The 25,272-nt window shown below is 45.5% G+C and carries 26 protein-coding genes and 1 tRNA gene; 13 read left to right on the plus strand and 14 right to left on the minus strand.

Annotation, left to right across the window (positions count from 1 at the left end):
* Nucleotides 1-14 precede the first annotated feature (14 nt).
* From NB463_RS23195 to NB463_RS23210, 4 genes are read left to right on the plus strand one after another with little or no spacing between them, the layout of a single operon-like run.
* Nucleotides 15-1,202, plus strand: coding sequence for a beta-ketoacyl-[acyl-carrier-protein] synthase family protein (locus NB463_RS23195; RefSeq protein WP_256899341.1), 1,188 nt, complete (start codon nucleotides 15-17; stop codon nucleotides 1,200-1,202).
* Nucleotides 1,195-1,659, plus strand: coding sequence for a hotdog family protein (locus NB463_RS23200; protein WP_005396020.1), 465 nt, complete (start codon nucleotides 1,195-1,197; stop codon nucleotides 1,657-1,659). The genes NB463_RS23195 and NB463_RS23200 overlap by 8 nt, the downstream gene beginning before the upstream one ends.
* Entirely contained in the window at nucleotides 1,656-2,381 is a 726-nt protein-coding gene (fabG, locus tag NB463_RS23205) for a 3-oxoacyl-ACP reductase FabG (RefSeq protein WP_258431631.1), read from the plus strand. Before NB463_RS23200 ends, fabG begins: the two co-directional genes overlap by 4 nt.
* Nucleotides 2,378-3,601, plus strand: coding sequence for a beta-ketoacyl-ACP synthase (locus NB463_RS23210; RefSeq protein WP_258431632.1), 1,224 nt, complete (start codon nucleotides 2,378-2,380; stop codon nucleotides 3,599-3,601). The genes fabG and NB463_RS23210 overlap by 4 nt, the downstream gene beginning before the upstream one ends.
* Before the next feature lie 45 nt (nucleotides 3,602-3,646).
* Here NB463_RS23210 and NB463_RS23215 read toward each other — a convergent pair whose 3' ends face one another.
* Nucleotides 3,647-4,237, minus strand: coding sequence for a membrane lipoprotein lipid attachment site-containing protein (locus tag NB463_RS23215; RefSeq protein ID WP_048626525.1), 591 nt, complete (start codon nucleotides 4,235-4,237; stop codon nucleotides 3,647-3,649).
* A gap of 109 nt (nucleotides 4,238-4,346) precedes the next feature.
* Nucleotides 4,347-4,423, minus strand: a tRNA-Arg gene (locus NB463_RS23220).
* Nucleotides 4,424-4,626: 203 nt separating this feature from the next.
* Here NB463_RS23220 and folD point away from each other — a divergent pair.
* On the plus strand, nucleotides 4,627-5,487 hold the full coding sequence (gene folD / locus NB463_RS23225) for a bifunctional methylenetetrahydrofolate dehydrogenase/methenyltetrahydrofolate cyclohydrolase FolD (protein WP_258431634.1): 861 nt from the start codon (nucleotides 4,627-4,629) through the stop codon (nucleotides 5,485-5,487).
* A 67-nt stretch (nucleotides 5,488-5,554) separates the two neighbouring features.
* Here the strand turns inward: folD and NB463_RS23230 are convergent, their stop codons facing one another.
* The 4 genes from NB463_RS23230 to NB463_RS23245 all read right to left on the minus strand — a co-directional run bounded on the left by NB463_RS23230 (nucleotide 5,555) and on the right by NB463_RS23245 (nucleotide 9,349).
* Entirely contained in the window at nucleotides 5,555-6,754 is a 1,200-nt protein-coding gene (locus NB463_RS23230) for a NupC/NupG family nucleoside CNT transporter (protein ID WP_258431635.1), read from the minus strand.
* Nucleotides 6,755-7,011: 257 nt separating this feature from the next.
* A complete protein-coding gene (locus tag NB463_RS23235; RefSeq protein WP_124008631.1) occupies nucleotides 7,012-7,956 on the minus strand; it encodes a LysR family transcriptional regulator in 945 nt (314 codons plus the stop codon).
* 91 nt (nucleotides 7,957-8,047) lie between these two features.
* Complete coding sequence (locus NB463_RS23240; protein WP_048626139.1) at nucleotides 8,048-9,019, minus strand: lytic murein transglycosylase; 972 nt, start codon at nucleotides 9,017-9,019, stop codon at nucleotides 8,048-8,050.
* 48 nt (nucleotides 9,020-9,067) lie between these two features.
* Nucleotides 9,068-9,349 (minus strand): YcgL domain-containing protein, encoded by a 282-nt coding sequence (locus NB463_RS23245; protein ID WP_005382303.1) that lies wholly within the window; start codon nucleotides 9,347-9,349, stop codon nucleotides 9,068-9,070.
* Nucleotides 9,350-9,546: 197 nt separating this feature from the next.
* Between NB463_RS23245 and minC the strand changes: the two genes are divergently transcribed.
* Genes minC through minE form a run of 3 tightly spaced genes read left to right on the plus strand, consistent with a single transcriptional unit; the run spans nucleotide 9,547 to nucleotide 11,305 of the window.
* A complete protein-coding gene (minC, locus tag NB463_RS23250) occupies nucleotides 9,547-10,209 on the plus strand; it encodes a septum site-determining protein MinC (protein WP_005382304.1) in 663 nt (220 codons plus the stop codon).
* A 17-nt stretch (nucleotides 10,210-10,226) separates the two neighbouring features.
* Nucleotides 10,227-11,039: a septum site-determining protein MinD gene (gene minD / locus NB463_RS23255; protein ID WP_005388331.1), complete on the plus strand. Its 813-nt coding sequence runs from the start codon at nucleotides 10,227-10,229 to the stop codon at nucleotides 11,037-11,039.
* Nucleotides 11,040-11,041: 2 nt separating this feature from the next.
* Nucleotides 11,042-11,305, plus strand: a complete 264-nt coding sequence (minE, locus tag NB463_RS23260) for a cell division topological specificity factor MinE (RefSeq protein ID WP_005388332.1) — start codon at nucleotides 11,042-11,044, stop codon at nucleotides 11,303-11,305.
* Nucleotides 11,306-11,382: 77 nt separating this feature from the next.
* Here the strand turns inward: minE and rnd are convergent, their stop codons facing one another.
* The 7 genes from rnd to NB463_RS23295 form a co-directional block, all read right to left on the minus strand.
* Nucleotides 11,383-12,501: a ribonuclease D gene (gene rnd, locus NB463_RS23265; protein ID WP_031777213.1), complete on the minus strand. Its 1,119-nt coding sequence runs from the start codon at nucleotides 12,499-12,501 to the stop codon at nucleotides 11,383-11,385.
* 79 nt (nucleotides 12,502-12,580) lie between these two features.
* On the minus strand, nucleotides 12,581-14,272 hold the full coding sequence (gene fadD / locus NB463_RS23270; RefSeq protein ID WP_005396044.1) for a long-chain-fatty-acid--CoA ligase FadD: 1,692 nt from the start codon (nucleotides 14,270-14,272) through the stop codon (nucleotides 12,581-12,583).
* 106 nt (nucleotides 14,273-14,378) lie between these two features.
* Entirely contained in the window at nucleotides 14,379-15,233 is an 855-nt protein-coding gene (locus tag NB463_RS23275; protein WP_258431636.1) for an alpha/beta fold hydrolase, read from the minus strand.
* A gap of 6 nt (nucleotides 15,234-15,239) precedes the next feature.
* Nucleotides 15,240-15,797, minus strand: coding sequence for a Slp family lipoprotein (locus NB463_RS23280; RefSeq protein ID WP_145532347.1), 558 nt, complete (start codon nucleotides 15,795-15,797; stop codon nucleotides 15,240-15,242).
* A 43-nt stretch (nucleotides 15,798-15,840) separates the two neighbouring features.
* The gene (locus NB463_RS23285; protein ID WP_258431637.1) at nucleotides 15,841-16,146 is read right to left on the minus strand and encodes a chromosome partitioning protein ParA; all 306 of its coding nucleotides are present in this window, start codon (nucleotides 16,144-16,146) and stop codon (nucleotides 15,841-15,843) included.
* 60 nt (nucleotides 16,147-16,206) lie between these two features.
* Nucleotides 16,207-16,908 carry a tRNA (adenosine(37)-N6)-threonylcarbamoyltransferase complex dimerization subunit type 1 TsaB gene (gene tsaB / locus NB463_RS23290; protein WP_258431638.1) on the minus strand — a complete coding sequence of 234 codons (702 nt, stop codon included), beginning with the start codon at nucleotides 16,906-16,908 and terminating at the stop codon, nucleotides 16,207-16,209.
* A gap of 29 nt (nucleotides 16,909-16,937) precedes the next feature.
* A complete protein-coding gene (locus tag NB463_RS23295; protein ID WP_145532349.1) occupies nucleotides 16,938-18,878 on the minus strand; it encodes an ATP-dependent DNA helicase in 1,941 nt (646 codons plus the stop codon).
* A 218-nt stretch (nucleotides 18,879-19,096) separates the two neighbouring features.
* Between NB463_RS23295 and purU the strand changes: the two genes are divergently transcribed.
* The 3 genes from purU (at nucleotide 19,097) to NB463_RS23310 (ending at nucleotide 22,005) form a co-directional block, all read left to right on the plus strand.
* Nucleotides 19,097-19,930 carry a formyltetrahydrofolate deformylase gene (gene purU / locus NB463_RS23300; RefSeq protein ID WP_005382206.1) on the plus strand — a complete coding sequence of 278 codons (834 nt, stop codon included), beginning with the start codon at nucleotides 19,097-19,099 and terminating at the stop codon, nucleotides 19,928-19,930.
* 85 nt (nucleotides 19,931-20,015) lie between these two features.
* Complete coding sequence (locus NB463_RS23305; protein ID WP_258431639.1) at nucleotides 20,016-21,632, plus strand: trypsin-like serine protease; 1,617 nt, start codon at nucleotides 20,016-20,018, stop codon at nucleotides 21,630-21,632.
* A 4-nt stretch (nucleotides 21,633-21,636) separates the two neighbouring features.
* Nucleotides 21,637-22,005: a hypothetical protein gene (locus tag NB463_RS23310; protein WP_258431640.1), complete on the plus strand. Its 369-nt coding sequence runs from the start codon at nucleotides 21,637-21,639 to the stop codon at nucleotides 22,003-22,005.
* Between the two features lie 72 nt (nucleotides 22,006-22,077).
* On the opposite strand, the gene NB463_RS23315 is transcribed toward NB463_RS23310, so the two are convergent.
* Nucleotides 22,078-22,674, minus strand: a complete 597-nt coding sequence (locus NB463_RS23315) for a VOC family protein (RefSeq protein WP_012842043.1) — start codon at nucleotides 22,672-22,674, stop codon at nucleotides 22,078-22,080.
* A 220-nt stretch (nucleotides 22,675-22,894) separates the two neighbouring features.
* Between NB463_RS23315 and argS the strand changes: the two genes are divergently transcribed.
* Both argS and NB463_RS23325 read left to right on the plus strand, forming a co-directional pair.
* Nucleotides 22,895-24,628, plus strand: a complete 1,734-nt coding sequence (argS, locus tag NB463_RS23320) for an arginine--tRNA ligase (RefSeq protein ID WP_012842044.1) — start codon at nucleotides 22,895-22,897, stop codon at nucleotides 24,626-24,628.
* 126 nt (nucleotides 24,629-24,754) lie between these two features.
* Nucleotides 24,755-25,183, plus strand: coding sequence for an HIT family protein (locus tag NB463_RS23325; protein WP_012842045.1), 429 nt, complete (start codon nucleotides 24,755-24,757; stop codon nucleotides 25,181-25,183).
* Nucleotides 25,184-25,272 lie beyond the last annotated feature (89 nt).

Raw genomic sequence — 25,272 nt, forward strand, 5'->3', positions numbered from 1 at the left:
TTTAGAATAACAATATGCCTATTCGCTCTTCTCAACCTTTGTATATTCAGGCCTGTGGCTTTCACTCTGCCATGGGACAAGATGACGCCATCATCCACCAGTGTTTATCAGGAGCGAAACCATCCAACATGGTGGTTGACCAAGATATTTTAAATTCAGGCCGCCAAACAGTAATCGGTCGAATTGCACAGACGTTACCGCAATTACCGACCGCACTCAGCCAGTTTGATACGAGAAACAACCGCCTCGCACTTTCGGCTTTGCAGCAAATCGAAAGCGACGTGCGTGAAGCCATTGCTAAATATGGTCGTGACCGTATCGCAGTCGTGATCGGCACCAGCACGTCTGGCATTTCAGATGGCGAAATCGCATTTGGCGAAAAGCTGGCAAATGGTGAGTTTCCTGCCGACTACCATTACACCAAACAAGAACTTGGCAACTGCAGCGATTTTATTGCCGCCTACTTTGATTTGAGCGGCCCACATTACTCAGTTTCCACCGCTTGCTCTTCTAGTGGTCGCGTCTTTTTAACCGCGCAACGCCTGATTCGCTCTGGCATTGTTGATGCGGTCATTGTGGGTGGTGTGGATACCATTTGTCGCCTCACACTAAACGGCTTTAACGGTTTAGAAGCCCTATCCGATACCCTTTGTAAGCCGTTTGACCAACATCGCAACGGCATCAATATCGGCGAAGCCGCAGCATTAATGTTGCTAAGCAAAACACCTGCGCCCGTTGCTCTTCTCGGAGCTGGCGACAGCTCAGACGCACACCATATTTCCGCACCACATCCAGAAGGGTTAGGCGCAGAAGAAGCGATGAAAAAAGCGTTGGCCAATGCAAGACTTACAGCGCAAGACATTGGTTACATCAACGCGCATGGCACAGCAACGCCGTTAAACGATGCGATGGAAAGCAAAGCCATTCATCGCTGCTTTGGTGACTCCGTTCCCGTAAGCTCGACAAAGCCACTTACCGGACACACATTAGGCGCAGCAAGTGCAACAGAAGCAGCGATCGCTTGGCATATTCTCAAGTACAACCTTGATTTGCCAATACAACACTGCGAAACCAAAGCAGACGATATCCATATATCGTTAGTTGAGACGCCAACCAAACTGGATAACAAAGCGATTCTCAGCAACTCTTTTGCTTTTGGTGGCAACAATATTAGTCTTATTTTTGGTTACGCTCATGACTAAACTTCCTCCCATCGAACAACTTTTGCCACACGACAAACCAATGATCTTGGTCGATCGTGCTTTGGATGTTCAACAAGATACGATTCACTGCCAGGTTGATATCGCAGAACACAACCCGTTCTTCGACTTGGCCTCTCAAACTGTGCCAGCTTACGTTGGCATTGAGTTTATGGCGCAATCTGTCGCGGCGTGGTCTGGTTACCACGCATTAATGAAAGAACAAGCGCCACCGATTGGCTTTTTGCTTGGTAGCCGTCGATACACGTCTGAATGCGATACGTTTTCTCGCGGACAGGTGCTCGATGTGTATGCTGAAAAAGTCATGGAAGATAACGGTATGGCGGTTTTTTCAGCCCGTATTGAGCTACAAGGAACTGTTGTAGCGACTTGCCAATTGAACGTTTACGTTCCATCAGAAGAAAAATTACAAGAAATGAAAATCAGGAGTCAACAATGACCCGACAAGTCCTCGTTACAGGTGCCAGCAAAGGCATCGGTAAAGCCATTGCCGTTCAATTAGCCAAAGATGATTTCCAAGTCATTGTCCATTACATGGGCGATCAACAAGGCGCGCAAGACACCCTAGACACCATCGAACAGCATGGTGGTAGCGGTCGTCTTATCCAATTCGACATCAGTGACCGTGCAGATTGTCGTGAGAAGCTAGAAGCCGATATCGCCGAACACGGCGCTTACTATGGCGTCGTGAACAACGCAGGCATCACAAAAGATACCGCTTTCCCTGCGATGACCGAAGAAGAATGGGATGGTGTGATTCATACCAACCTAGATAGCTTCTACAACGTTCTTCACCCTTGTGTTATGCCAATGGTGCAAAAGCGTAAAGGTGGTCGAATTGTTACCCTTGCATCAGTATCTGGCCTGATGGGTAACCGCGGTCAAACTAACTACAGCGCAGCGAAAGCGGGTGTAATTGGTGCAACAAAATCACTCGCACTTGAACTGGCAAAACGCAAAATCACCGTCAACTGCGTTGCTCCAGGGCTTATCGACACAGGCATGGTAGACGAACACGTAAAAGAACACGCGATGCCGCAAATTCCTTTGCGCCGCATGGGAGAGCCACAAGAAGTTGCTGGTTTAGTCAGTTACCTTATGTCTGACATCGCAGGCTATGTAACTCGCCAAGTCATTTCGGTAAACGGAGGCCTAGTATGAGCCGTCGAGTTGTTGTAACCGGAATGTCGGGTGTGACTGCGTTTGGTAACGATTGGCAATCTGTCGAGCCAAAACTGCGTGACTGCCAGAACGCGACGCAATACATGCCTTCTTACGAACAGTATGATGGTTTGAACACCAAGCTCGCGGCACCAATTTTAGATTTTGATCTGCCAAAGCACTACAAGCGCAAGCAAGTACGCGGCATGGGCCGTGTTTCCAAATTAGCGACCGTCGCAACAGAAAACGCACTGAGCCAAGCAGGTTTGATTGGTAACGGCGTACTCACCAATGGTCAAACGGGTATCGCATACGGCTCATCAACAGGCAGTACTGACGCAATCGGCGCATTTGGTGTCATGCTGAATGAAAAAACCACTAAAGCGATCACCGCAACGACTTACGTGCAGATGATGCCACATACCACGGCGGTGAACGTTGGTCTATTTTTCGGTTTGAAAGGCCGAGTGATCCCAACCAGCAGTGCATGTACCTCTGGCAGCCAAGCAATCGGCTATGCCTACGAAGCGATCAAACACGGCTACCAAACGGTAATGGTTGCTGGTGGCGCTGAAGAATTGTGCCCAACGGAATCCGCTGTCTTCGATACCCTTTTTGCTACCAGTCTGAAGAATGAAGGCCCGAAAAGCACACCAAGACCTTATGACTCCGATCGCGATGGTTTGGTGATTGGTGAAGGTGCGGGAACGCTGGTTCTGGAAGAGTACGAACACGCCGTCGCTCGTGGCGCGAAAATCTATGCAGAAATCATCGGTTTTGCCAGCAACTGTGATGCCGCACACGTCACTCAACCACAGATGGAAACCATGCAAATCTGTATGGAAATGGCTTTGCAAAACGCGGGCATTCCTGCTGAGAAGATCGACTATGTATCTGCTCACGGCACTGCCACCGACCGCGGTGATATTGCAGAAAGCAACGCAACAGCGAATGCTCTGGGCAAAGTGCCAATCAGTTCACTCAAGAGCTACTTTGGCCACACACTAGGCGCGTGTGGCGCAATTGAAGCGTGGCTAGGTTTAGAAATGATGCACACAGGCTGGTTCAACCCAACGCTCAACCTAAAAAACCTCGACGAGCAATGTGGTGATTTAGACTACATCGCCGGACAAGGCCGAGAGCTGGACGTGAAATATTTGATGAGTAACAACTTCGCCTTTGGCGGCATCAACACCTCCATCATCTTTAAAAAGATGTAATGCCCTTAATAAATGCAAAAGCGCTGGTTAACCAGCGCTTTTTTGTTAGTTGAAGGCAACTGAACGGTGCTTGCAACGATAGATATCAGCAGAAACAGATGTTGGAGTTTGTCCTTCAGACTCAATAATATTAGTCACATGATATCGATTACCACCCGCCATGTAGACTTGGTTAGACAACTCATCAAAAAGAGAGCCTTTCTGGCTTTCTGATACAACTTTGTTTCCAATCACTTTGCACTCATTGTTTTCGACTTCTGCAAACGAGATGGGTTGAACTTCATTTGCACCAGGTAGTAATTTAACTTTCTCAGCTTCTAAACTGATTTTGGCAACCTGGCAGTCATAAAGCTCCGCAACAACACTAGATGGGCGTCCACGGCTAGTATCTAGAACAGTTGCGATATGGTACCGGTTTCCACCAGATGCGTAAGTTTGATTCTTAAGTATACGATCTACATTGTTTGGATGAACATCCTCGATCGTGTAAGAGTCAACCATTCTGCAATTAAGGTTTTTAATTGCAATATCAGTAATTGGGGTAATATTTATAGCTTGGGGTAAAACACGAACTTTGCGTGTGACACACCCACTTAAAAGAGTAACAATCAATGCAGTAAAAATTATTTTTTTCATGAGTTTAAGCATCAAAATAAAGCTCATGTAACAGAGCTAAGTTAATACATTTGAGACAAGATCGACAAAGCCCCGACAACTCAAAGAGTTATCGGGGCTTTTAAATAAATGGCACGCCCTATTGGATTCGAACCAATGACCACATCCTTAGAAGGGACGTGCTCTATCCAGCTGAGCTAAGGGCGCGCTACAGGGACAGGATTATACGAGTTCAAACGGGTAAATCAACGGGTTTTCATAACATTCTGATCTGAATGCCTAAAAAAAGTCCATCAAAACGCTTAATGTTCAAAAACACCACAAAGCAAACGTTTGCGTATGGATGTTAATAAGAAATTCTGCGACAATGCGCCGCAGATAATTTGCCTTCTTAATTTATAAGGAAAGTCATGACTGCTCAAAATATAGACGGAACTCTCATTTCCCAAACTGTTCGATCCGAAGTGGCAGCACGTGTTAAAGCTCGTGTTGAAGCTGGGCTACGTGCTCCTGGTTTAGCAGTGGTTCTAGTTGGTGAAGATCCTGCTTCTCAGGTTTATGTCGGTAGCAAACGCCGCGCATGTGAAGAAGTTGGGTTTGTTTCTAAGTCTTTTGACCTTCCTGCGTCTAGCTCAGAAGAAGAGTTACTAGCGCTGATTGATGAATTAAACAACGATGATGAAATTGACGGCATTCTAGTGCAATTACCCCTTCCTGCGGGCATCGACACAACACATGTTTTAGAGCGCATTCACCCAGAGAAAGACGTGGATGGCTTCCACCCTTACAACGTTGGTCGTCTTGCACAACGTATTCCAAAGCTTCGCTCTTGCACGCCAAAGGGCATCATTACCCTACTAGACCGTTACAACATAGAGCTTCGTGGCAAACATGCTGTTGTGGTTGGTGCATCAAACATTGTTGGTCGTCCTATGACACTTGAGCTGCTGCTTGCGGGCTGTACAACGACAACATGTCACCGTTTTACCAAAGACCTAGAGAGTCATGTGCATCAAGCTGACGTTGTCGTAGTTGCGGTTGGTAAGCCAAACTTCATCCCTGGAGAGTGGATTAAGAAAGGTGCAGTGGTTATCGATGTCGGCATTAACCGTCTTGATTCAGGCAAGCTAGTTGGCGACGTGGAATACGATAAAGCACGTGAAAGTGCGAGCTTTATTACTCCTGTCCCTGGTGGTGTTGGCCCAATGACCGTCGCAAGCTTGATTGAGAACACGATGCTCGCTTGCGAGCAGTTCCACACAGACAAATAACGTAAACTTCAGATACGAAAAAGGCTCCGCAAGGAGCCTTTTTGCTAATTTTAGATATCTATTTCAATTACAGGCTTAAAATCACGCCCGCAATCGAAGCGCTCATTAAGTTCGCCATGACACCAGCGATAATCGCACGGAAACCATGTTTAGAAACAAATGCACGCTTTTCTGGTACCAATGAGCCCAACCCACCAATCAGCATCGCCATGCTTGAGATGTTTGCAAAGCCACACAAAGCAAACGTCACGATTGCTTGTGAGTGTTCACTAAGTTGAGATTTCACTTCTGCAAGCTGGATGAAAGCGACGAACTCATTCACCACAATCTTATTACCAATCAGCGAGCCTGCTGTGGTTGCTTCTTGCCATGGTACACCTAATAACCAAGCGACTGGCGCAAACACAAAACCTAGGATGAGCTCAAAACTTAATGGTGTCCCAATAAGATCACCTATCCAGCCTAGCATGCCGTTTAACATTGCAATGACACTGATGAACGCCAATAGCGTACCACCTACCGATACAGCAATGCGTACACCCGCCATGGCACCATCGGCTAATGCTTCTACTACGTTGGTTGCACGTGGAATTTCAACTTGGCTAATGTCGATATCTGCTGCTTTATCCGTATCTTCTGGCATTAAAATTTTTGCCATCAGCAAGCCCGCAGGTGCCGACATAAATGCAGCAGCGATCAGGTAGTTAAGGTCAACGCCCAGTGACGCGTAACCGACCAACGTTCCACCAGCAACAGAAGCCAAACCACCTGTCATCACCGCAAAGAACTGCGAGTCAGTCATGTGTTTTAGGTAAGGCTTCACCATCAAAGGCGCTTCAATGGTGCCAACAAAGATATTCGCCGTAGCAGACAAAGACTCCGCACGACCGATACCCAGCAGCTTTTGAATACCGCCACCGATAAAGTTGATGATTCTTGGCATTACGCCAATGTGATAAAGACCTGAGATAAGGGAGGAAAAGAAAACGATGATACCCAGAACATTGATCGCAAAGGTGAAGCCCCCTGTCGCCAAATTACCGAATAAAAACGCAATGCCCTCTTGACCATAGTTGATCAAATTCGACACTACGCTGCTCACTGAATTCAGCGCATCTCGTCCTGCTGGTACATATAAAACCAACAACGCAAACAGTACCTGCAAAGCAAACGCAAACGACACTGTTCTCAGCTCTATATTTTTTCTATTTGTAGAAAGTAGCCATGCTACGAATAGTATGGCTACGATACCAATAATTGAGTTCATAAAATGAATCCGACAGAAGGGGGATATGGAAGGCACCGGATTGTATAGTGGACTCAAAATGCTGCAAGTTGAGGATGTTAACAGTGTGAAAAGTTTAAGCGCCCAATAATTAACCTTAATTATAAGGCATTGAATTATATAAATATAAACGTTTGCTTATTTTTATTATTTCTATATGGAAAAGATGTTTCTGGTTCAGGAAAAATTTTTGTGAAGTGAATCACCTTATGTGCCGTTCAATAACGTTATTGATCCTGTTACTTAGGAATAGAGATGTAAGATGCTAGACGTTGATCCCAATGACACGGGTTACCGATCTTCTGTTTGATGAAGTTAATCACTGCGGATATTTTTTTGGGCATATGTTGGCGGCTTGGATACACCGCATAAAACGGCATCGACTGGCTTGCTTTCCAGTCCGGTAACAATTGTATTAACTTACCCGTCCTAAATTCATCACCCAGTAAGTAAGTGGCAAGGTAGGCAATGCCCCAACCTGCAATAGCGGCATCCCGAACGGCTTCAGCCAGATCCACTGAATAGTTGCCCGAAACTTTTACGTTCAACTCCTGCTGATCTTTAGTAAATGCCCACCCCGTATAGTCACGCTCCCAGCTTCTGTATATAAGACAGTTATGAGAAGACAAATCATCCGGCTCTGTTGGCGTATCATGTTTCAATAAGTAATCTGGTGATGCCGCTACAACAAACTGGCAATCCGTCAAACGCTGCGCAATGTAGCCTTCAGGCAAATGCTCGTTGTTAGTCACCCATAAATCGAGTCCTTCGGCTAACATATCGACTTTATAGTCAAACAAATGCACCTCCACTTGAAGTTGAGGATACAGTTCGCGCAACTCTTGAATTGCAGGGATAATGTGCAAGGTACCGAATGATTGCGACAAACCAAGACGCACTAAGCCTGCCACTTCATCCCGCTGGGTTTCCATCTCTAATGTAGCACTGCTCACCGCTTGTACTACTTGCTCACAGTGATGAAAAAAGGTTTTTCCTGCCTCAGTCGGCGTAAAGCTTCGCGTAGTGCGTTGAACAAGCTTGATACCAAGAGACGCTTCTAGCTGGCTCAACTGCTTACTCACATGAGACACCGACACGCCTAAGCTCTTTGCAGCAGCCGTGAAACTTTTATGTTTAAGAAGAGCGGAGAAGATCACCATTTGTGCAGCACGTTCAGATAACACGCTTTACCTCGATTTGATTATAGGAAAAACAAAGGACTCCGAAGAGCCCTCATATTGAATACTGGATGCCAAGTGATTATTTGATAACAGCTCAGTATTTAATTCGGTCAGCCAAGTGACTCACGGCGAGTGCGAAGTAGTAAGAGCGGTTCCACTTCATCAGTACGTTGTAGTTATTGTAAACCAGATACGTACGACCATTTTCGTCGTCCGGCATGATCAACCATGCTTTGATGTCTTCATCCAGTTTTGGCAACGGACTACCGTCGTATTTTGTGATGCCAAGTTTGCTCCACTCCTGAAGGTATTTACCTTTTTCAGCTGTGCGCCCTTCTAAGCTGCGATCAATGCCTTTAGGAACTTTCACTTGGCGACCCCAAGTGTATTTGTCATCCCAGCCGGACTTGCTCAAATAGTTAGCGGTTGATGCAAATACGTCGGCTTCAGATTGCCAAATGTCTTTTTTACCATCCCCGTTGCCGTCAGCGGCAAAACGTAGGAAAGAGCTTGGCATAAATTGACACTGTCCCATCGCACCAGCCCAAGAACCTTTAAAATTATCTAGCTCGATATGGCCTTGATCGAGGATCTGCAATGCCGACATGGTCTCTTTACGGAAAAACTCTTCACGACGACCTTCAAATGCCATTGTCGACAACGCGTCAATCACTTTGAAGTTACCCGTAAATTTACCAAAGTTACTTTCTACACCCCACAGCGCCACGATAAAGCGAGGCTGCACACCGTACTCATCGCCTATACGCTTTAGCTCGGTGTAATGCTCTTTATAGAGTTGTCTTGCTTGCTTCACCTTCCATTCAGGCACCGCGCGAGGAATGTATTCATCCAACGTCAGTTTCTTCTCTGGCTGGTTTCGGTCCGCTTTTACTGCTCGAGGCTTGTACTCAACATTCGCAAAAGCAGCACTAATGACCTGCTCTGAGATACCTTTATCACGCGCTTCAGCACGCAGCTTATTCAAGTATTCATCGAAACCCTCGCTACTTGCAAAAGCCGAGGTACACACACCAACGCTAAGCATGGTAGCCAGTATTTTTTTCATATTGCCCTCCTTGAGCAAGGCAGAAATCCCAGATGAAAAACGATGACGTTATTCGCCTTTCTGCTGGGCTTTTTGTTCTTTGTACTTTTCTAGTAGGTTCTCCGGCGGAGGCGGAACCTGCAAAAAGAAGCCATCATTTTGCAATGAAGCCTTCACTTTTTCGATATCAACTTGTGCCAATTTACGGCCATCAAGTTTAATCGTCATAACAGCGATAGGCTTACCGAACATCTGCATTAAGGTGTCAGGAACCTGTGAAAAATCATCCTTTTTCGGAATATAGAGATAAGTACCTTCTTTTTTCGAGCTTTTATAAATAGAACAAAGCATGACACGCCTTTTATGCTGATTTAGCCGCGTTGAGTGCGGATTAGGTTGAAAACGTCAAATTCTCGCAAACTTAATAGCAAATTTGAGATTAATTCACCTATTTGCCCACGAGAGAACTTGCTGCGTCAAAGGATGAAATATAACATGACAGACCTAGTTTAAGGCAACGCTCTTTCAATAAAGGCAAGAAGTCCACGATGACCCATTCACCAGACCTTAAAGGTAGCAGTTTTACATTGTCAGTTTTACACCTTTCTGACAATGAGATCGCAAAGACTGTCGAATTTTTGCAAGAAAAAGTTTCTCAAGCACCTTCTTTTTTTGCATCCGCGCCTTTGGTAATCAATATAGCAAAAGTACAAGGCGACATTGATTTCCCTAAGCTTAAACAAGGCATCTCAGATGCTGGTTTTATTCCGGTCGGTGTAACGGGCTGTAAAGACAAGCGTGTACAAAATCTTGCTTCCGAAGCTGGCTTCGCCATTATGTCGGCAAGCAAATCACCAAGCCAGGCGCCAGCCAAAATGGCACCAACGAAAGTAGTTCGCACGCCTGTTCGATCAGGACAACAGATCTACGCGAAAGATGGTGATTTGGTGGTGTTAGCGCACGTAAGTGCTGGTGCTGAAGTCATCGCTGACGGCTCTATTCATATCCATGGCACACTTCGAGGCCGTGCGATTGCAGGCGCAAGTGGTCAGCAGGAAGCGCGTATTATTTGCCACGATTTACAAGCAGAACTGGTATCCATTGCGGGAGACTACTGGTTAAGCGATCAAATTGAAAGCGAGTACTGGCAAAAGAAAGTAATGATCAGTAAAGCCGATGAATCATTACATTTAGAAGTTCTCGCGATTTAATCTAAAAAGGAAAAAAAATGGCACGCATTATTGTAGTAACGTCTGGTAAAGGTGGCGTTGGTAAAACCACTTCAAGCGCAGCCATCGCCTCTGGTCTAGCTCTGAAGGGAAAAAAGACCGCGGTGATCGATTTTGATATCGGTTTGCGTAACCTCGACCTAATCATGGGCTGTGAGCGCCGTGTCGTGTATGACTTTGTAAACGTCATTAACGGCGAAGCGACATTAAACCAAGCGCTGATCAAAGATAAGCGCACGGACAACCTATTCATTCTTCCTGCTTCTCAAACTCGTGATAAAGACGCACTGACAAAAGATGGTGTTCAGCGCGTATTCGGCGAACTTGATGAAATGGGCTTTGATTTCATTATTTGTGATTCACCAGCAGGTATCGAGCAAGGCGCATTAATGGCCTTGTACTACGCCGATGAAGCCATTGTCACAACGAATCCAGAAGTCTCTTCTGTGCGTGACTCTGACCGCATTCTCGGTATTTTAGATTCTAAGTCCCTGCGTGCAGAACAAGGGCTAGAGCCAGTAAAACAGCACCTGCTACTGACTCGCTACAACCCATCTCGCGTCACTCAAGGCGAAATGCTAAGCGTTGAAGACGTAGAGGAGATCTTGCATATTCCACTATTGGGCGTGATTCCAGAAAGCCAAGCCGTACTTAACGCGTCAAACAAAGGTGTTCCAGTCACTTTTGACGATAACACCGATGCGGGTATGGCTTATTCTGACACCGTTGATCGCTTATTAGGCAATCAGGTTGAATTTCGTTTCCTTACTGAGGAGAAGAAAGGACTCTTTAAACGACTCTTTGGAGGCTAGACATGTCATTATTAGAATTTTTCCGTCCACAGAAGAAAACTTCTGCGAATCTAGCTAAAGAGCGTTTGCAAATCATTGTCGCAGAGCGCCGCAGCCAAAATGATCCTGCGCCGTCTTACTTGCCTCAATTAAAAGAAGACATCTTGAAGGTGATCAGCAAGTACGTGGCAATTGATCCAAATATGGTTGACTTAACATTTGAGCACAAAGACGACGATATCTCAGTTCTTGAGCTGAATGTGAAGCTACCAGACGAAGAAAAGTAATCAGTTTCTCTCGCAAGACGAATGCTCTAATTAGAACGAAAAAGGTTGGCATCGAGGCCAACCTTTTTCATCTTTCATTACTTTAATGCTTTGTTCATCTTGTCGCCGAGTAAATCCAAACGCCACCCTTGCATCAAATCAGGCAATACTTCTGGGTCACGATCTTTTTTCCAAACCCAACTGATCAACTGATTGATCTGCTTTTTAGAGGCAAGGAACTCCGTGGCTAAACCTGACTTCTGCGAAGCCGATTTCACCAAGTCTTTCATATTTTTGAAGACCTGCTTGTAACCCGGATAGTCCATTAAACGCTCAATTTTCGCAGGATACTCTTCAGAAGGTGTTTGCTTCGCTTGTTTAACAATCGCGGCAATCTTCGCGCCATGGCGGTTAATCGCTCGGATATCAATATCTTCTGCTTCCATCTTCTTAAAGTTCGTTAAACCAAGACGAGCGACCGTTAATAGATCACCTTCTTTGAAGATAAAGTTCAGCGCTAAATCTCGTTTGATTGCTTCACGATAACGCCACGTCGCCAATGGCTTTAAAATCGCCAGCTCAGAAGGTTTTAATTGCCAAGCGCCCTTAATATCAAGGTAGGCATTCTCTTCATTGGTTACGCGAATACGTTTCGAAACGAGTAAATCACTTTCTTGCTGTACAGCTTCCCACCAACCTGCTTGCGTCACCTTATCGAACAGCTTTTCGTATAACGGTAACAAGTAATGAACATCTGCGGCAGCATAATCTAATTGCTTTTGTGTCAGTGGACGAGCCATCCAGTCGGTACGTGATTCACTTTTGTCGAGCTCTACGCCTAAATATTCTTCCACCAGCGATGCGAAGCCTGTCGATAGGCCGTGACCGAGAAAAGCGGCCATCAGCTGCGTATCCACCATAGGGAATGGTGTACAACCAAAAGCGTTTTGGAAAACTTCTAAATCTTCACCACATGCGTGCAGCACTTTTAGCACAGAAGTATCTTTTAATAGCGCTACAAACGGCGTCATATCCGTTAATTCAGTCGGATCAATCAGCGAGAGGCGATTACCATCGAAAAGCTGAATCAGACCTAACTGCGGGTAGAAAGTGCGAATACGAACGAATTCGGTATCCAGCATCACTACGTCTGCCTCTCGGGCATGAGTGCAAACCTCTTCTAGGTCTTTGTTTTTAGTAATAATTTGATAGTTCACATACTTCTCGCTATAAAAAATGCCAGCAAAACGCTGGCATTCTATCATTTTTTAAATCTTTCGACTCGACGAAATCGGCTTATGCGCTTTTCTTCGCAAGTTCAGCGTCGTTCTCTTCACGCAGAACACGACGCAAGATCTTACCGACATTGGTTTTAGGGAGGTCTTCACGGAACTCAACCAACTTCGGCACTTTGTAGCCAGTTAAGTGCTGACGACAATGCGTAATCACTTCATCTTTGGTCAAGCTCGGGTCGCGTTTCACGACATAGATCTTCACTAATTCACCAGAGACTTCGTGCGGTTGACCAATAGCGGCCACTTCAAGGACTTTGCCGTGTAGCGCTACAACGTCTTCGATTTCGTTCGGGTAAACATTAAAGCCTGATACTAAAATCATGTCTTTCTTACGGTCAACGATGTGCAGGAAGCCTTCATCATCGAACTTAACAATGTCGCCCGTTGATAGCCAACCGTCTTCGTTGATCGTATCTTTCGTTGCTTCAGGTCGTTGCCAGTAGCCTTGCATAACCTGAGGACCACGAACTTGAAGTTCACCAGTTTCAGTATTCGCAAGAGCGTTGCCTTCTTCGTCCACAATGCGAACTTCCGTTGATGGCACCGGCAGACCAATCGATCCATTGTATTCAACAAGGTCATGCGGGTATGCCGCAACCAATGGAGAACACTCGGTTAGGCCGTAACCTTCTAGTAGGTAACACCCCGTGGTCTTTTGCCATCTTTCTGCTACTGAGCGCTGCACTGCCATGCCGCCGCCAACAGCTAAACGTAGGTTACTGAAATCCAACTCGTGGAAGTCTTCGTTGTTGATCAAAGCATTAAATAAGGTGTTCACGCCCGTAATCGCAGTAAACGGATGCTTTTGTAGCTCTTTTACGAATCCTGGAATATCTCGAGGATTGGTAATAAGTAGGTTACGGCCACCCATTTCGACAAACAGTAAACAGTTTACGGTAAGAGCAAATACGTGATACAGCGGTAGCGCTGTCACGACCAATTCACGGCCAGGAGATAAAACCGGCCCGTACGCGCCTTTCGCCTGTAAAACGTTCGCAATCATATTACGGTGAGTCAGAATCGCACCTTTCGCGACGCCTGTCGTACCGCCCGTGTATTGCAGGAATGCGATGTCATCCCCAGACATAAACGGTTTAACGTATTGTAGACGACGACCTTTACGTAGAGCCTGACGCATTGAGATTGCACCAGGTAAATCGTACTTAGGCACCATGCCCTTAACGTACTTCACGACAAAATCGACAATCGTACCTTTCGCTCGTGGCAGCATTTGACCAAGGCTGGTTAACACCACGTGTTTAACTGGTGTTTTATCGACGATTTGTTCTAGCGTGTTCGCAAAGTTAGATACAATCACAATCGTCGTCGCACCTGAGTCATTCAATTGGTGTTCAAGTTCACGAGGAGTGTAAAGTGGGTTAACGTTTACGGCGATACAACCTGCACGCAAAATACCAAACAACGCCACTGGGTATTGCAGTAGGTTTGGCATCATCAGAGCAACACGGTCACCCTTTTGCAGTTTTAACTCGTTTTGCAGATACGCTGCGAATGCGCGACTACGCTCTTCCAATTTACGGAAGGTCATAACCGAGCCCATGTTCATGAATGCTGGTTGGTCTGCATATTTTTGTACAGACTGCTCAAACATTTCTACCAAAGACTCATATTGCTCTGGATTAATGGTTTCAGGTACGTCACTTGGATAACGTGAAAGCCATGGTTTATCCACGATGTTACTCCTCGTTTATAACTGGCTAAAAAATAGCGTCCTTTTTATTTTGAAAGCTATTACAGCACAGCGAACGTGCTTGAGCACGCAACTCTCAAACACTTGTTTAAATTTTGTTAACTACACCAAGAATTCGCGTTGCGACCTCGAGTATTTGCTCTAAATGACAGTGATGACCACCCTTGACAGAAACCACTTGCGGCGGGTTCTCTCCCCAATCAGCTTGGTTAGATGGTAAATTCTGAAATCCTTGATCGCCTAATACGATCAAATGAGGACAACGTATTTGGCTGGTAATCGAGTTAGCATGCGCTTGCGCCATTCGGTAAAGCGACGCACATTTTAACTTGGTATCATGCCGCCAATACCATTTACCTCCTCGCTGCTCTGTTCCGCGCTCGACTATCGGCAGAAGCTGCTCAGCGGTTAATTGGTTGGCTTGCATGCGTAATTTTAACGCCAGATCGAAGGAGGTAATGCTTCGCTCTGGCTTGTTTTGCTGTCTTATTCGACTTAAAACGCCATCGCGAAGACGAGGCAAACTGTTAGTAGGATCTTCAGTAAGAGGTCCTGCTCCCTCTATTTGCACAAGAGCTTCGACCTGCTCTGGAAACGCAGCACTATAGCAACTTGCGATTAAAGCACCAAGTGAATGCCCTACTAATATCAGTCTGTTTGGTGATAATTCGTCCAACAGCTGATATAAATCGGCAATATAGTCGTGAAAGGGATAATAATTATCGTGAGATTTATGACTCGATAAACCGTGACCAAAATGGTCGATAGCAAGGAGGTGTAAGTGAGGATTAAGTTGATTCAACTGCTCCATGAGCGCTTTAAAGCTACCTGCATTATCTAACCATCCATGAAGAAAAACGACTGACAAGTCAGCCGTTTTCTCGTTCCCTATCTCAAGGGCTGCCATTTTGCCGGCAGGAAGCTCGAATTGACGCTCATGCATCGCAGATTATTTGACCTGTTTTATCACTTTACCGTCTTGTGGGAAATCATTACGCCACATGCGGCAGTTAATCGAGTAACATGGGTAAAAGTAGGTTGGCGAATCATACATGCGTACACGTTCTTCAATTTTCCACAAACGGTAGCCTTGCCCCTTAATGATCGGGAATACGTATTCGTGCTCACCAATCTTTCCTTCTTCTTCTCCGGCGCCTGTACCTACAACCGTCAACAAGCGACCTTCACTAAAGGCAACAGGCTCTAAATAACCATCAAAATAGGTGACAAAACGTCCCGTAGGCTCTTCATCAATATCAGGTTTACCAGACTTACTGATTGGAAGATTTACAATCTCTAGACGCGTTTTATCTTTAAAGTTATCCACTTTAGCGATGATTCCACCAAGGCGAACATCTTCACTCACTTGCCCCTGAGACTCAGCAAAAGCTTTATAGTCTGTAACGACCAATTCTGTGCTTGCATTTAGCTCCTCTGGCAACGAGCTACACGCAGACAAACCAACCGTAGCAAATAATGCGAGAAAAAACCGTCCAAAAACCTTCATAAACCACCTTTCATATTAGTAATCCCTGTTTGGGGGAAAGTACTCACACGTAAATATCGACACCAAGTAACTGAGCCAGTTCCTCTTTTTTAGCTCGATTCATGACATCCATGTACTGCTCCATCGCTTTACATGCACTCCCTTCGGGAAGGTCATATTGCACTTGAGCTCGGTGAATTTGGGACTCATCCACGTGTTTTATGGAGTGCGCCACAGCGTTAGCAACCTTTGAAGGCTGACCTACAGGCTGCTTTGTTTGTGATTTATCTACCTGCTTCTTTTTGCTGACTTTATTAGTGCGATTTGCACCGGGAATCAAAGAAGGAGGCAAGCCATTAATCGACGCCATAGCACTCCATAAAAATACAGGGCAAACGCCCTGCTTTTTGTCAGGTTAATGAAAAACGGACTATTCGCGACCAGGAAGTTTTTTCCATGTCACATTATCGCGTAGATAAACTGGGCTAGAATCTTCTACCGGCACAGTATTACCCTTTTTAAATTCTTGTTCAGCAAGAATCACGATGTCTTGTGAATCAGGGTACAGAACCTCACCATGCGTCAAGTTAAACGGTAAATCTGCTAACGCTTCTTGGTAGGCATCCCAACCCGTGCCTGCTGTCGTCCACGTTTTGTCGTCTGCTTGTTCTTCTTCAGTTAGACGTGCTGGTGGAATAACACACTCTTCATCAATACCAACCCATTCACCATTGTCTTGACGAGAATAGCGCGCCCAATAAACTTCACTCATACGTGCATCAATGGCAACAGCGACATTGGTCACACCGTGTAAACGATGGCTACCTTGAGCCATCGCAGCCAGCGTTGAAACGCCGATCATAGGTAAGTCAGCACCGAACGCCAAACCTTGTGCGATACCAATACCGATACGAACGCCAGTAAAGCTACCTGGACCACGTCCAAACGCTAACGCATCTAGCTCTTGTAGAGTCAGGCCAGCTTCTTTTAGTACTTCATCAACCATTGGCAGTACTTTTTTGGTGTGATCGCGTGGTGCAACCGCGCTACGTGAAATCACTTGATCATTAGCCAACAACGCAACTGAACAGTTTTCAGTCGCTGTATCGATAGCAAGAATTTTTGCGCTCATTTAACTCTCTACAACTCTCATTTATTGGGTTATGCCTCAGCACTTGCGTCTGTGACAGATTGTTCTGTTTTCAGGAATGCTTTGATTCCATCTAAGTCTCGCGTTCTTGGGATAGGTGGTAGGCTTCCGAGGAAAATACCACCGTAGTCTCGCGTGACAAGGCGATTATCACAAATGATCAACGCACCGTGATCCTTCTGATCTCGAATTAATCGCCCTACTCCCTGCTTTAACGTAATCACTGCATCCGGGATTTGTACTTCAGCAAATGGTTCACCGCCACGTAATCGACAATCCTCGATACGGGCTTTGAGTAACGGATCGTCAGGGGCGGTAAACGGTAATTTGTCGATAATAACACAGCTCAGCGCATCACCTCTAACATCAATCCCTTCCCAGAAAGCGCCTGTCGCCACGAGTAAAGCGTTACCCAGTTCCATAAACTCCGCCAAGGTTTTCTGCTTACTCATCTCCCCTTGCATTAACACAGGCAGCTCAAGTACTTCTCGGAACTTCTCACCGAGCTCACGCATCATGCTGTGCGAGGTACATAAAAAGAAGCAGCGACCATCATTTTCTTCAATCACCGGAGCAAGCATTCGGACTAACTTATCCGCTAAGCCGTTACTGTTTGGCTCTGGCAGATACCTTGGCACACAAAGGCGCGCTTGTTTTTGATAATCAAAGGGGGACGGCAGAGAAAATTGCTTTGTAGGCTTGAGGCCAAGGCGCTCAGTAAAGTGCTTGAAGTCGCCCGATACGGCTAGAGTTGCTGACGTGAAAATCCACGCGCCTTGTTTAATCTCTATTTGCTCATGGAACTTGTCCGCGACAGAAAGAGGCGTAATGTGCAGAGCGAAATGACGAGGCGAGGTATCATACCAGTATGAGTAACCAGTAATATCGACATCACATACCCGGTCGATGCGGCCTTTGATCAAATTGGCTCGTTCAAAGGCGGTATCCAGTAATTGACTGCGCCCTAAGGCTATTTTGAGAACATCAATCGCCAATTCGAGGCTATCAGTTAAGCGCAATAATTCTCGCTTAATAGAGCCTGATTGCAACGCCTCACGCCAGTTGCCACGAAAGCCTGGCTCACCCAGTACAATCCGCATGTCCATTGCGCTTTGCATGAGTTTGTCGCCCACTTTTTGCAATTGACGCATATCTTTGGCTTCGGTGCGGTAGGCTATTTCAATATCTTTGGCAAGATCGTGAATTTGGCGACTTGATACTGACTGGCCGAAATATTCGCTCGCAATATCTGGCAACTGATGAGCTTCATCAAAAATAAACACATCGGCTTCTGGGATCAGTTCGCCAAATCCTGTTTCTTTGATCGCTAAGTCAGCAAGAAATAAGTGATGGTTCACCACAACAATGTCGGAATCCATGGCTCGCTTACGCGCTTTCAATACAAAGCAATCGGTGTAGCTCGGACACTCTTTACCTAAACAGTTATCATTGGTTGAAGTGATGGTCGGAATGATCATGCTGTCTTCAGGTAGATCATCACAATCACCAAGGTCACCTGTTTTGGTTTCTGATGACCAAGCACGCACTTTAACCAATTGAGTTAATAGCGTCGGGTCAGATTCATTAGTATGGCTTTCGACCATTTGGCGGCTCAAGCGATCCAAACACAGATAGTTAGAACGCCCTTTTAATAATGCAACTTGGCCATAAAAACCAAGCGCATTGACCATAAGTGGTAAGTCACGATGGTACAACTGCTCTTGCAAGTTTTTCGAACCTGTACTGATGATCACTTTTTTACCACTCAACAGCGCAGGGACTAGGTATGCGAAGGTCTTACCAGTTCCGGTTCCTGCCTCCACCACTAACTGGGTTTGATCTTTGATCGCACTACTGACGGCTTCCGCCATATCGATTTGTGGCTGACGAGCTTGAAAGCCCGGAATGGCCTTACCTAATGCGCCATCAGAGGAAAAAGTTTTTGCGATCATGCTTGGTATTGAGTTTGAAAAATTATCGAGAGTATATCAGAGGAATAGGAGTGACATCAGCCCACAATCTGACCAGCTTGCGGCGACACACGGATATTTTGTTGAAACCAACGTAAGAATAGATTATTTATGGTGAAACATGGCAGTACAGTTACACCCGCCTGGGAATAATAACAAATTCGTACGCTAAAATATTAATGCATGGAAGTACCTGATTTATGGAAAAGAAAACACTGTTGACCCACTGTTCTGACGCCCCGGGTCTCATCTCGAAAATCACTAACATCTGTTACAAGCACCAACTCAACATCGTTCACAATAACGAATTTGTTGATAATACCAGTGGCCACTTTTTCATGAGGACGGAGCTTGAGGGATACTTCAACGATCAAACGTTTCTTGCCGATTTGGACCAAGCACTCCCGCAAGGTGCTAAGCGTAAATTGGTTGGCTCTCGCCGTAAGCGCATCGTCATTCTCGTCACAAAAGAAGCGCATTGTTTAGGCGATATTCTGATGAAAACCTACGACGGAAGCCTAGATGTTGAGATCGCCGCTGTGGTAGGGAATTACGACAAACTGCAAACTCTCACTGAACGCTTCGACATTCCTTACCACCACGTGACCCATGAAAACCTTAGCCGTGAAGAACACGAGCAGAAGATGCTAGAAGTGATCGATCAATACGATGCTGACTTTTTGGTGTTAGCTAAATACATGCGCGTATTGACGCCGACGTTTGTTGAGAAATACCACCACAAAATCATTAATATTCATCACAGCTTCTTACCTGCTTTTATTGGCGCTAAGCCATATCAACAAGCTTACGATCGCGGTGTGAAAATCATCGGTGCAACGGCACACTTCGTGACTAATGATTTAGATGAAGGGCCGATCATCAAGCAAGACGTCATTCCTGTCGACCATACATTCAATGCCCAAGATATGGCGCAAGCAGGACGCGATGTAGAGAAGAACGTATTGAGTAAGGCTTTGAATAAAGTGATCAATGACCACGTTTTTGTTTATGGAAATAAAACAGTGATCCTGTAATCCCTCCGCACTAGTTACAACGAGAATGATTCCGTTTATCATTTGGTCCCCTTATAATAAACCACGTTAATATTACGGAATTAAAATGAAAAAAACGTTAGTGGCTTTTCTGATTGGGCTGACTTTGCCTGCAACCACAATCGCAGATACTCTTAAGCCTGTTCAGAATGATGTATCCACTCGCATTATTGGCGGCGAGCCAGCTAATACTTCCGACTGGAAGTTTATTGCTTCACTGGTCCGTAAAGGACAGCCAACATCTATTGGTCACTTCTGCGGCGGTAGTTTCCTTGGTGGAAAATACGTATTAACTGCTGCGCACTGTGTGGAAGGTCTTAATGCGGACGATATTGATATCGCTCTTGGTCTTTATGATCAAAACAACGAGTCTCACGCGCAGCGCATCGCGGTTAACAATATCTATTCACATAATGAATATAACAGCAATACAACGAACAATGACATCGCTCTTATCGAATTAGAACGCAATGTCGATAGCGCGACTATCGATCTGGCAACGCCAGAACTTTTAGATAGCGTACGTGTGGGAGACAAGTTGCACGTAGCTGGATGGGGAAATACGTCCACGACAGACCGAGTATACCCAACCGTTTTACAACAAGTTGATTTGGAATACGTAGATCGAGCTACCTGCCAAAACCTACCAGGAAACTACTCTAATGTATCAGATGACGGCATTTGCGCCGGATACTATTGGGGAGGTAAAGATAGCTGCCAAGGAGATAGCGGCGGTCCGCTCATCGTTGACGATAACGGCATCAACAAATTATTAGGGGTGGTCAGTTGGGGTGATGGATGTGCTCAACCAAATGCTTATGGTGTTTACGCAAACGTCGCTCATTTTCAGCACAACGGCTGGATAGATAGTCATCGTAATACTATCAGCTACACTCAGTATCGAGATCTTCATTTCGTTGAGCGAAAAGCGCAGCAAGAGACCTTTACTATTCGTAATGACGAGGTGAATACGCCAATTAACATCACGGGCGTTACCCTAACAAGCGGAATCAGCCTCGCCAAAAATACCTGTACTGCGACACTGGCACCATCTCAGAGCTGTCAAATTACGGTAGGCTACTACCCAAGCTACTCGCACTCAGTTGAAACGATTGAAGTCTCTACTGATCATCCGAAACTATCTAAACTTTCGACTACCTTAATATATAGTGGTATTGATAAAGCAAGCAGCTCATTGAGCAGTGCCGTTACGCTAGCTGGCGCAAACGTGTACACCAATGAACACGCTTGGACCGCTGAAAATGGTGAACTTCAATCAGCAGACATGGGAACGTCTGCTGGCGCATCCATCTTGCATTTAACCGATCTTCCAAAAGGCAAACTATCAATGGACTTTAAAGTCTTGTCAGATGGTTTCGATGTTTTTGTCGTTTACGTCAATGGCCCAGAGTATGACTACACTCGCCAGCTTCTTGAGTACAATGAACTTTCTATCGATCTTTACCGGAAGTCAAACACGGTTACTTTTGCTTATCTGAAAAACTACGAGTTTAGCGGTGGTTACAACGCGCAAGCGTATATTCGCAATATCAAGATGTCAGTTAGTTCAGATAACACTAGCGAGAGCAGCGTAACAAAAACATCGAGTTCAGGCGGCAGCTTCTCGATTAGCCTATTGATGTTGCTAGCTGCAGGTCCTTTCCTGCGTCGCAAAAAAGGATAACAAGATGCAATATATACTCAAAACAATGCTGCTTGGTTTGAGCTCAATCAGCTTAGTCGCTTGCTCGGCAAATACAGAAATGCAGCAAGGTCAAGAGTCTGAACACCAAGCAATCATGGTAGAAGCGTACCAAGCTAGCGATAGTCAAATTTCATTTATCGCCGAGTCTAATGGCTGCAGTAAGAACGATGACTTTAGCTTAAAAATAGAGCAAAACTCTTCAACGGAAGCCCTACTCACAATCGTCAGGAACAAAGTGGATCATTGTAAACGAATGCCGTTTCCAAAGACTTTCACACTAACTCTAGATGAAGAGTTGAAAGGCAAAAAACTTTCCATTACCAACCCAAAAAGCAAGTCACTGGCTAAATAGTGATTCGCTTACGAAAGGGAGCCTCGGCTCCCTTTTTGCCTCTCGCAACTCAGCAATTTTCACTCTAGCGTTTTACGCCTGCTCAGACTCCACAATACGCTTAAGTGAATGCGGGTGCAGCTTGATACAAATGCCTTGGTACTTAAACGCCACGGTTGGGTTGTTCAAGCGTTCGCCTTCCCCTTTCGGGCTCGACAATTTGCTCTTTACACCCAGCTCTTTTAACTCATCAAAACGCGCGCCAAACGCTGGGTAAGTGTGTTTCAAATCAGCAAGAAACTCATCTGCGGTTTCGGCATGAGACGGAATCACAAACTCCACATGTTCCCAGCTTTCATTTGGGTAGATTTTGCCTTCCGCAGGGTATGGCAGCTCTAGACACTCAATCTTCCAGCCACGGCTTTCCAACGCTTTGTCGAATTCGATAACGATGATTGGGCGACCGTTTATTTTCGCTTGTGAAATCACCTTACCGTATTGATTCCATGCTTCATGCGCGGCTTTCGCTGTTTCAGTATCATTAATACGCAGCGCAATATGGTCAGCTTGAGCAAAGCTCAGATCCAGTTTTAACAGGGTTGCAAGCTCTTCAATCTTCGCCATAAATGCGTCCAGATCTTGGATCATCAATTCAGGCGTTAGGCGCTTTTCAACTAGTTGAGTCGTCATTGTGGGTCTCTTATGGGGCGATTTATCTCATTACTTTGAGTGCAATAGTAAACGCAAACTAAGCCACATTTCCATTCAATCGAAAAAGTAAAAATTTCGCCTATTCATCTCTGTATGAAAAGCAATAAAGTTGTTATGATTAGCCCCATTTTTGTGAACTCTAACAGAGCTCGGCGTACATATTGCCGAGTTCTTTGTCCTTGAATTGAAGGAAACGCGTGTGAATATCCAAGCACTTATTAATGACAAAGTATCTCAGGCTCTAGAAGCCGCTGGCGCACCTGCAGGCAGTCCTGCAGCCGTTCGCCAATCAGCAAAGCCACAATTTGGTGATTACCAAGCAAACGGCGTAATGGGCGTTGCTAAAAAACTGGGTACTAACCCACGAGAATTTGCACAGAAAGTACTGGATGTTCTAGACCTAGATGGTATTGCGAGCAAAACAGAAATCGCTGGCCCTGGTTTCATCAACATTTTCCTAAGCGAAGAGTTCCTTGCGAAACAAGCCGACGCGGCGCTAGCAGACGAACGTCTTGGCGTGGCTAAAGAAGAAGCACAAACCATCGTCGCTGATTACTCTGCACCAAACGTAGCAAAAGAAATGCACGTAGGTCACCTACGTTCAACCATCATCGGTGATGCGGTAGTACGTACGCTTGAGTTCTTAGGTCACAAAGTGATCCGCGCGAACCACATCGGCGACTGGGGTACTCAGTTCGGAATGCTTATCGCAAACCTTGAGCGTGTACAACAAGAGTCTGGCGAAGTTTCTATGGAACTTGCGGACCTTGAAGGCTTCTACCGTGAGTCTAAAAAGCTGTACGATGAAGATGAAGAGTTCGCAGTAAAGGCGCGAAACTACGTGGTAAAACTGCAAAGCGGTGACGAGTACTGTGCAGAAATGTGGAAAAAACTCGTTGATGTAACCATGATCCAAAACCAGCGCAACTACGACCGTCTAAACGTGTCACTGACTCGTGACGACGTAATGGGCGAAAGCATGTACAACGACATGCTTCCTAAGATCGTTGCGGACCTAAAAGAACAAGGTCTTGCCGTTGAAGATGATGGCGCGCAAGTTGTATTCCTAGATGAATACAAGAACAAAGATGGCGAACCAATGGGCGTTATCGTTCAAAAACGCGATGGTGGTTTCCTATACACAACAACAGATATCGCATGTGCAAAATATCGTTATGAAGAGCTAAGCGCAGACCGTGTGCTTTACTTCATCGACTCACGTCAACACCAGCACCTAATGCAAGCTTGGACGATTGTTCGTAAAGCGGGCTACGTGCCTGAGTCTGTATCTCTTGAGCACCACGCGTTCGGCATGATGCTGGGTAAAGACGGAAAGCCATTCAAGACTCGTGCGGGTGGTACCGTTCGTTTGGCAGATCTTCTGGATGAAGCAGAAGTTCGCGCAGCACAGCTGATCGAATCTAAAAACCCTGAACTAGATGCAGAAGAAAAAGAGAAGATCTCTAAAACAGTTGCAATGGCAGCGGTTAAATACTCTGACTTATCTAAACACCGTACGACTGACTACGTGTTCGATTGGGACAACATGTTAGCGTTTGAAGGTAACACAGCACCATACATGCAATATGCATACACTCGCGTAGCTTCAATTTTCGCTAAAGCTGGTGTTGCTATGGATGCTCTCCAAGGTGACATCAAAATCACTGATGAGAAAGAGAAAGCACTTATTGCTAAACTTATGCAGTTCGAAGAAGCGGTGCAATCTGTTGCTCGCGAAGGCCAACCACACATCATGTGTAGCTACCTATTCGAACTAGCAGGTCAGTTCTCTAGCTTCTACGAAGCGTGCCCTATCCTAGTTGCTGAAGACGAAGCAGTGAAACAAAGCCGTCTGAAACTAGCTGCGCTAACAGCGAAGACCATCAAGCAAGGTCTGTCTCTACTGGGTATCGATACTCTAGAGCGTATGTAATCCGCTTTTACGTAGTTAGCTTAAGTAGCACAAGCTAAATGATGACAAAGGTTGACGTGAAAGCGCCAACCTTTTGTTTTATCTGTCGTATACTAATTCAAACTAAAAATTAATCGGACAGCAATAATGAGTTTTGAACTTCATCCTCAATTGGCAAAAGACACTTCGGTGATTGGTCACTTCCCACTTTGCGTCGCGCTTCTTCATAAAGATAATGCTGTGCCATGGGTTATCTTGGTGCCTAAACGCGAAAATTTGAAAGAGCTACACCACTTGCCAATGCAAGAGCAACAACAGTTTTTGCTCGAATCTCAAGCGGTAAGCCAAGCACTCGAAGCGACATTCCGCCCAGACAAGTTAAACCTTGGCGCCCTAGGTAACATGGTGCCACAGCTGCACATTCACCATATTGCGCGCTTTAAAGACGATATGGCATGGCCAGGACCAGTTTGGGGGAATACAAAAGGAGAGTTTCGTACTGACGAAGAACAAGAAGAGATTCTTAACCGAATTCGTAATGTGTTGTCGTTAAGCTCTATCTTCCGTAAAGCGTAACCGTTATATAACTTTTAATTCAGGTAGAAAGTAAAAAGCCGCATCATTGCTGATGCGGCTTTGTTGTTTGTGCGCGATGGTTCATTGCT

The sequence above is a fragment of the Vibrio sp. RM-41-2B genome (genome assembly GCF_024744415.1).
GTDB classification, from domain to species: Bacteria; Pseudomonadota; Gammaproteobacteria; order Enterobacterales; family Vibrionaceae; genus Vibrio; species Vibrio diabolicus.

Coding starts and splice junctions, on each gene's coding strand:
- NB463_RS23275 (WP_258431636.1), bottom strand. CDS start 15,233: ATGCATGAGCGTCAATTCGAGCTTCCTGCCGGCAAAATGGCAGCCCTT.
- NB463_RS23210 (WP_258431632.1), top strand. CDS start 2,378: ATGAGCCGTCGAGTTGTTGTAACCGGAATGTCGGGTGTGACTGCGTTT.
- NB463_RS23315 (WP_012842043.1), bottom strand. CDS start 22,674: ATGACGACTCAACTAGTTGAAAAGCGCCTAACGCCTGAATTGATGATC.
- NB463_RS23285 (WP_258431637.1), bottom strand. CDS start 16,146: ATGGCGTCGATTAATGGCTTGCCTCCTTCTTTGATTCCCGGTGCAAAT.
- purU (WP_005382206.1), top strand. CDS start 19,097: ATGGAAAAGAAAACACTGTTGACCCACTGTTCTGACGCCCCGGGTCTC.
- NB463_RS23240 (WP_048626139.1), bottom strand. CDS start 9,019: ATGAAAAAAATACTGGCTACCATGCTTAGCGTTGGTGTGTGTACCTCG.
- NB463_RS23280 (WP_145532347.1), bottom strand. CDS start 15,797: ATGAAGGTTTTTGGACGGTTTTTTCTCGCATTATTTGCTACGGTTGGT.
- minC (WP_005382304.1), top strand. CDS start 9,547: ATGACCCATTCACCAGACCTTAAAGGTAGCAGTTTTACATTGTCAGTT.
- folD (WP_258431634.1), top strand. CDS start 4,627: ATGACTGCTCAAAATATAGACGGAACTCTCATTTCCCAAACTGTTCGA.
- fabG (WP_258431631.1), top strand. CDS start 1,656: ATGACCCGACAAGTCCTCGTTACAGGTGCCAGCAAAGGCATCGGTAAA.
- minD (WP_005388331.1), top strand. CDS start 10,227: ATGGCACGCATTATTGTAGTAACGTCTGGTAAAGGTGGCGTTGGTAAA.
- NB463_RS23215 (WP_048626525.1), bottom strand. CDS start 4,237: ATGAAAAAAATAATTTTTACTGCATTGATTGTTACTCTTTTAAGTGGG.
- NB463_RS23305 (WP_258431639.1), top strand. CDS start 20,016: ATGAAAAAAACGTTAGTGGCTTTTCTGATTGGGCTGACTTTGCCTGCA.
- NB463_RS23200 (WP_005396020.1), top strand. CDS start 1,195: ATGACTAAACTTCCTCCCATCGAACAACTTTTGCCACACGACAAACCA.
- NB463_RS23195 (WP_256899341.1), top strand. CDS start 15: ATGCCTATTCGCTCTTCTCAACCTTTGTATATTCAGGCCTGTGGCTTT.
- NB463_RS23230 (WP_258431635.1), bottom strand. CDS start 6,754: ATGAACTCAATTATTGGTATCGTAGCCATACTATTCGTAGCATGGCTA.
- NB463_RS23245 (WP_005382303.1), bottom strand. CDS start 9,349: ATGCTTTGTTCTATTTATAAAAGCTCGAAAAAAGAAGGTACTTATCTC.
- NB463_RS23325 (WP_012842045.1), top strand. CDS start 24,755: ATGAGTTTTGAACTTCATCCTCAATTGGCAAAAGACACTTCGGTGATT.
- NB463_RS23295 (WP_145532349.1), bottom strand. CDS start 18,878: ATGATCGCAAAAACTTTTTCCTCTGATGGCGCATTAGGTAAGGCCATT.
- minE (WP_005388332.1), top strand. CDS start 11,042: ATGTCATTATTAGAATTTTTCCGTCCACAGAAGAAAACTTCTGCGAAT.
- tsaB (WP_258431638.1), bottom strand. CDS start 16,908: ATGAGCGCAAAAATTCTTGCTATCGATACAGCGACTGAAAACTGTTCA.
- NB463_RS23310 (WP_258431640.1), top strand. CDS start 21,637: ATGCAATATATACTCAAAACAATGCTGCTTGGTTTGAGCTCAATCAGC.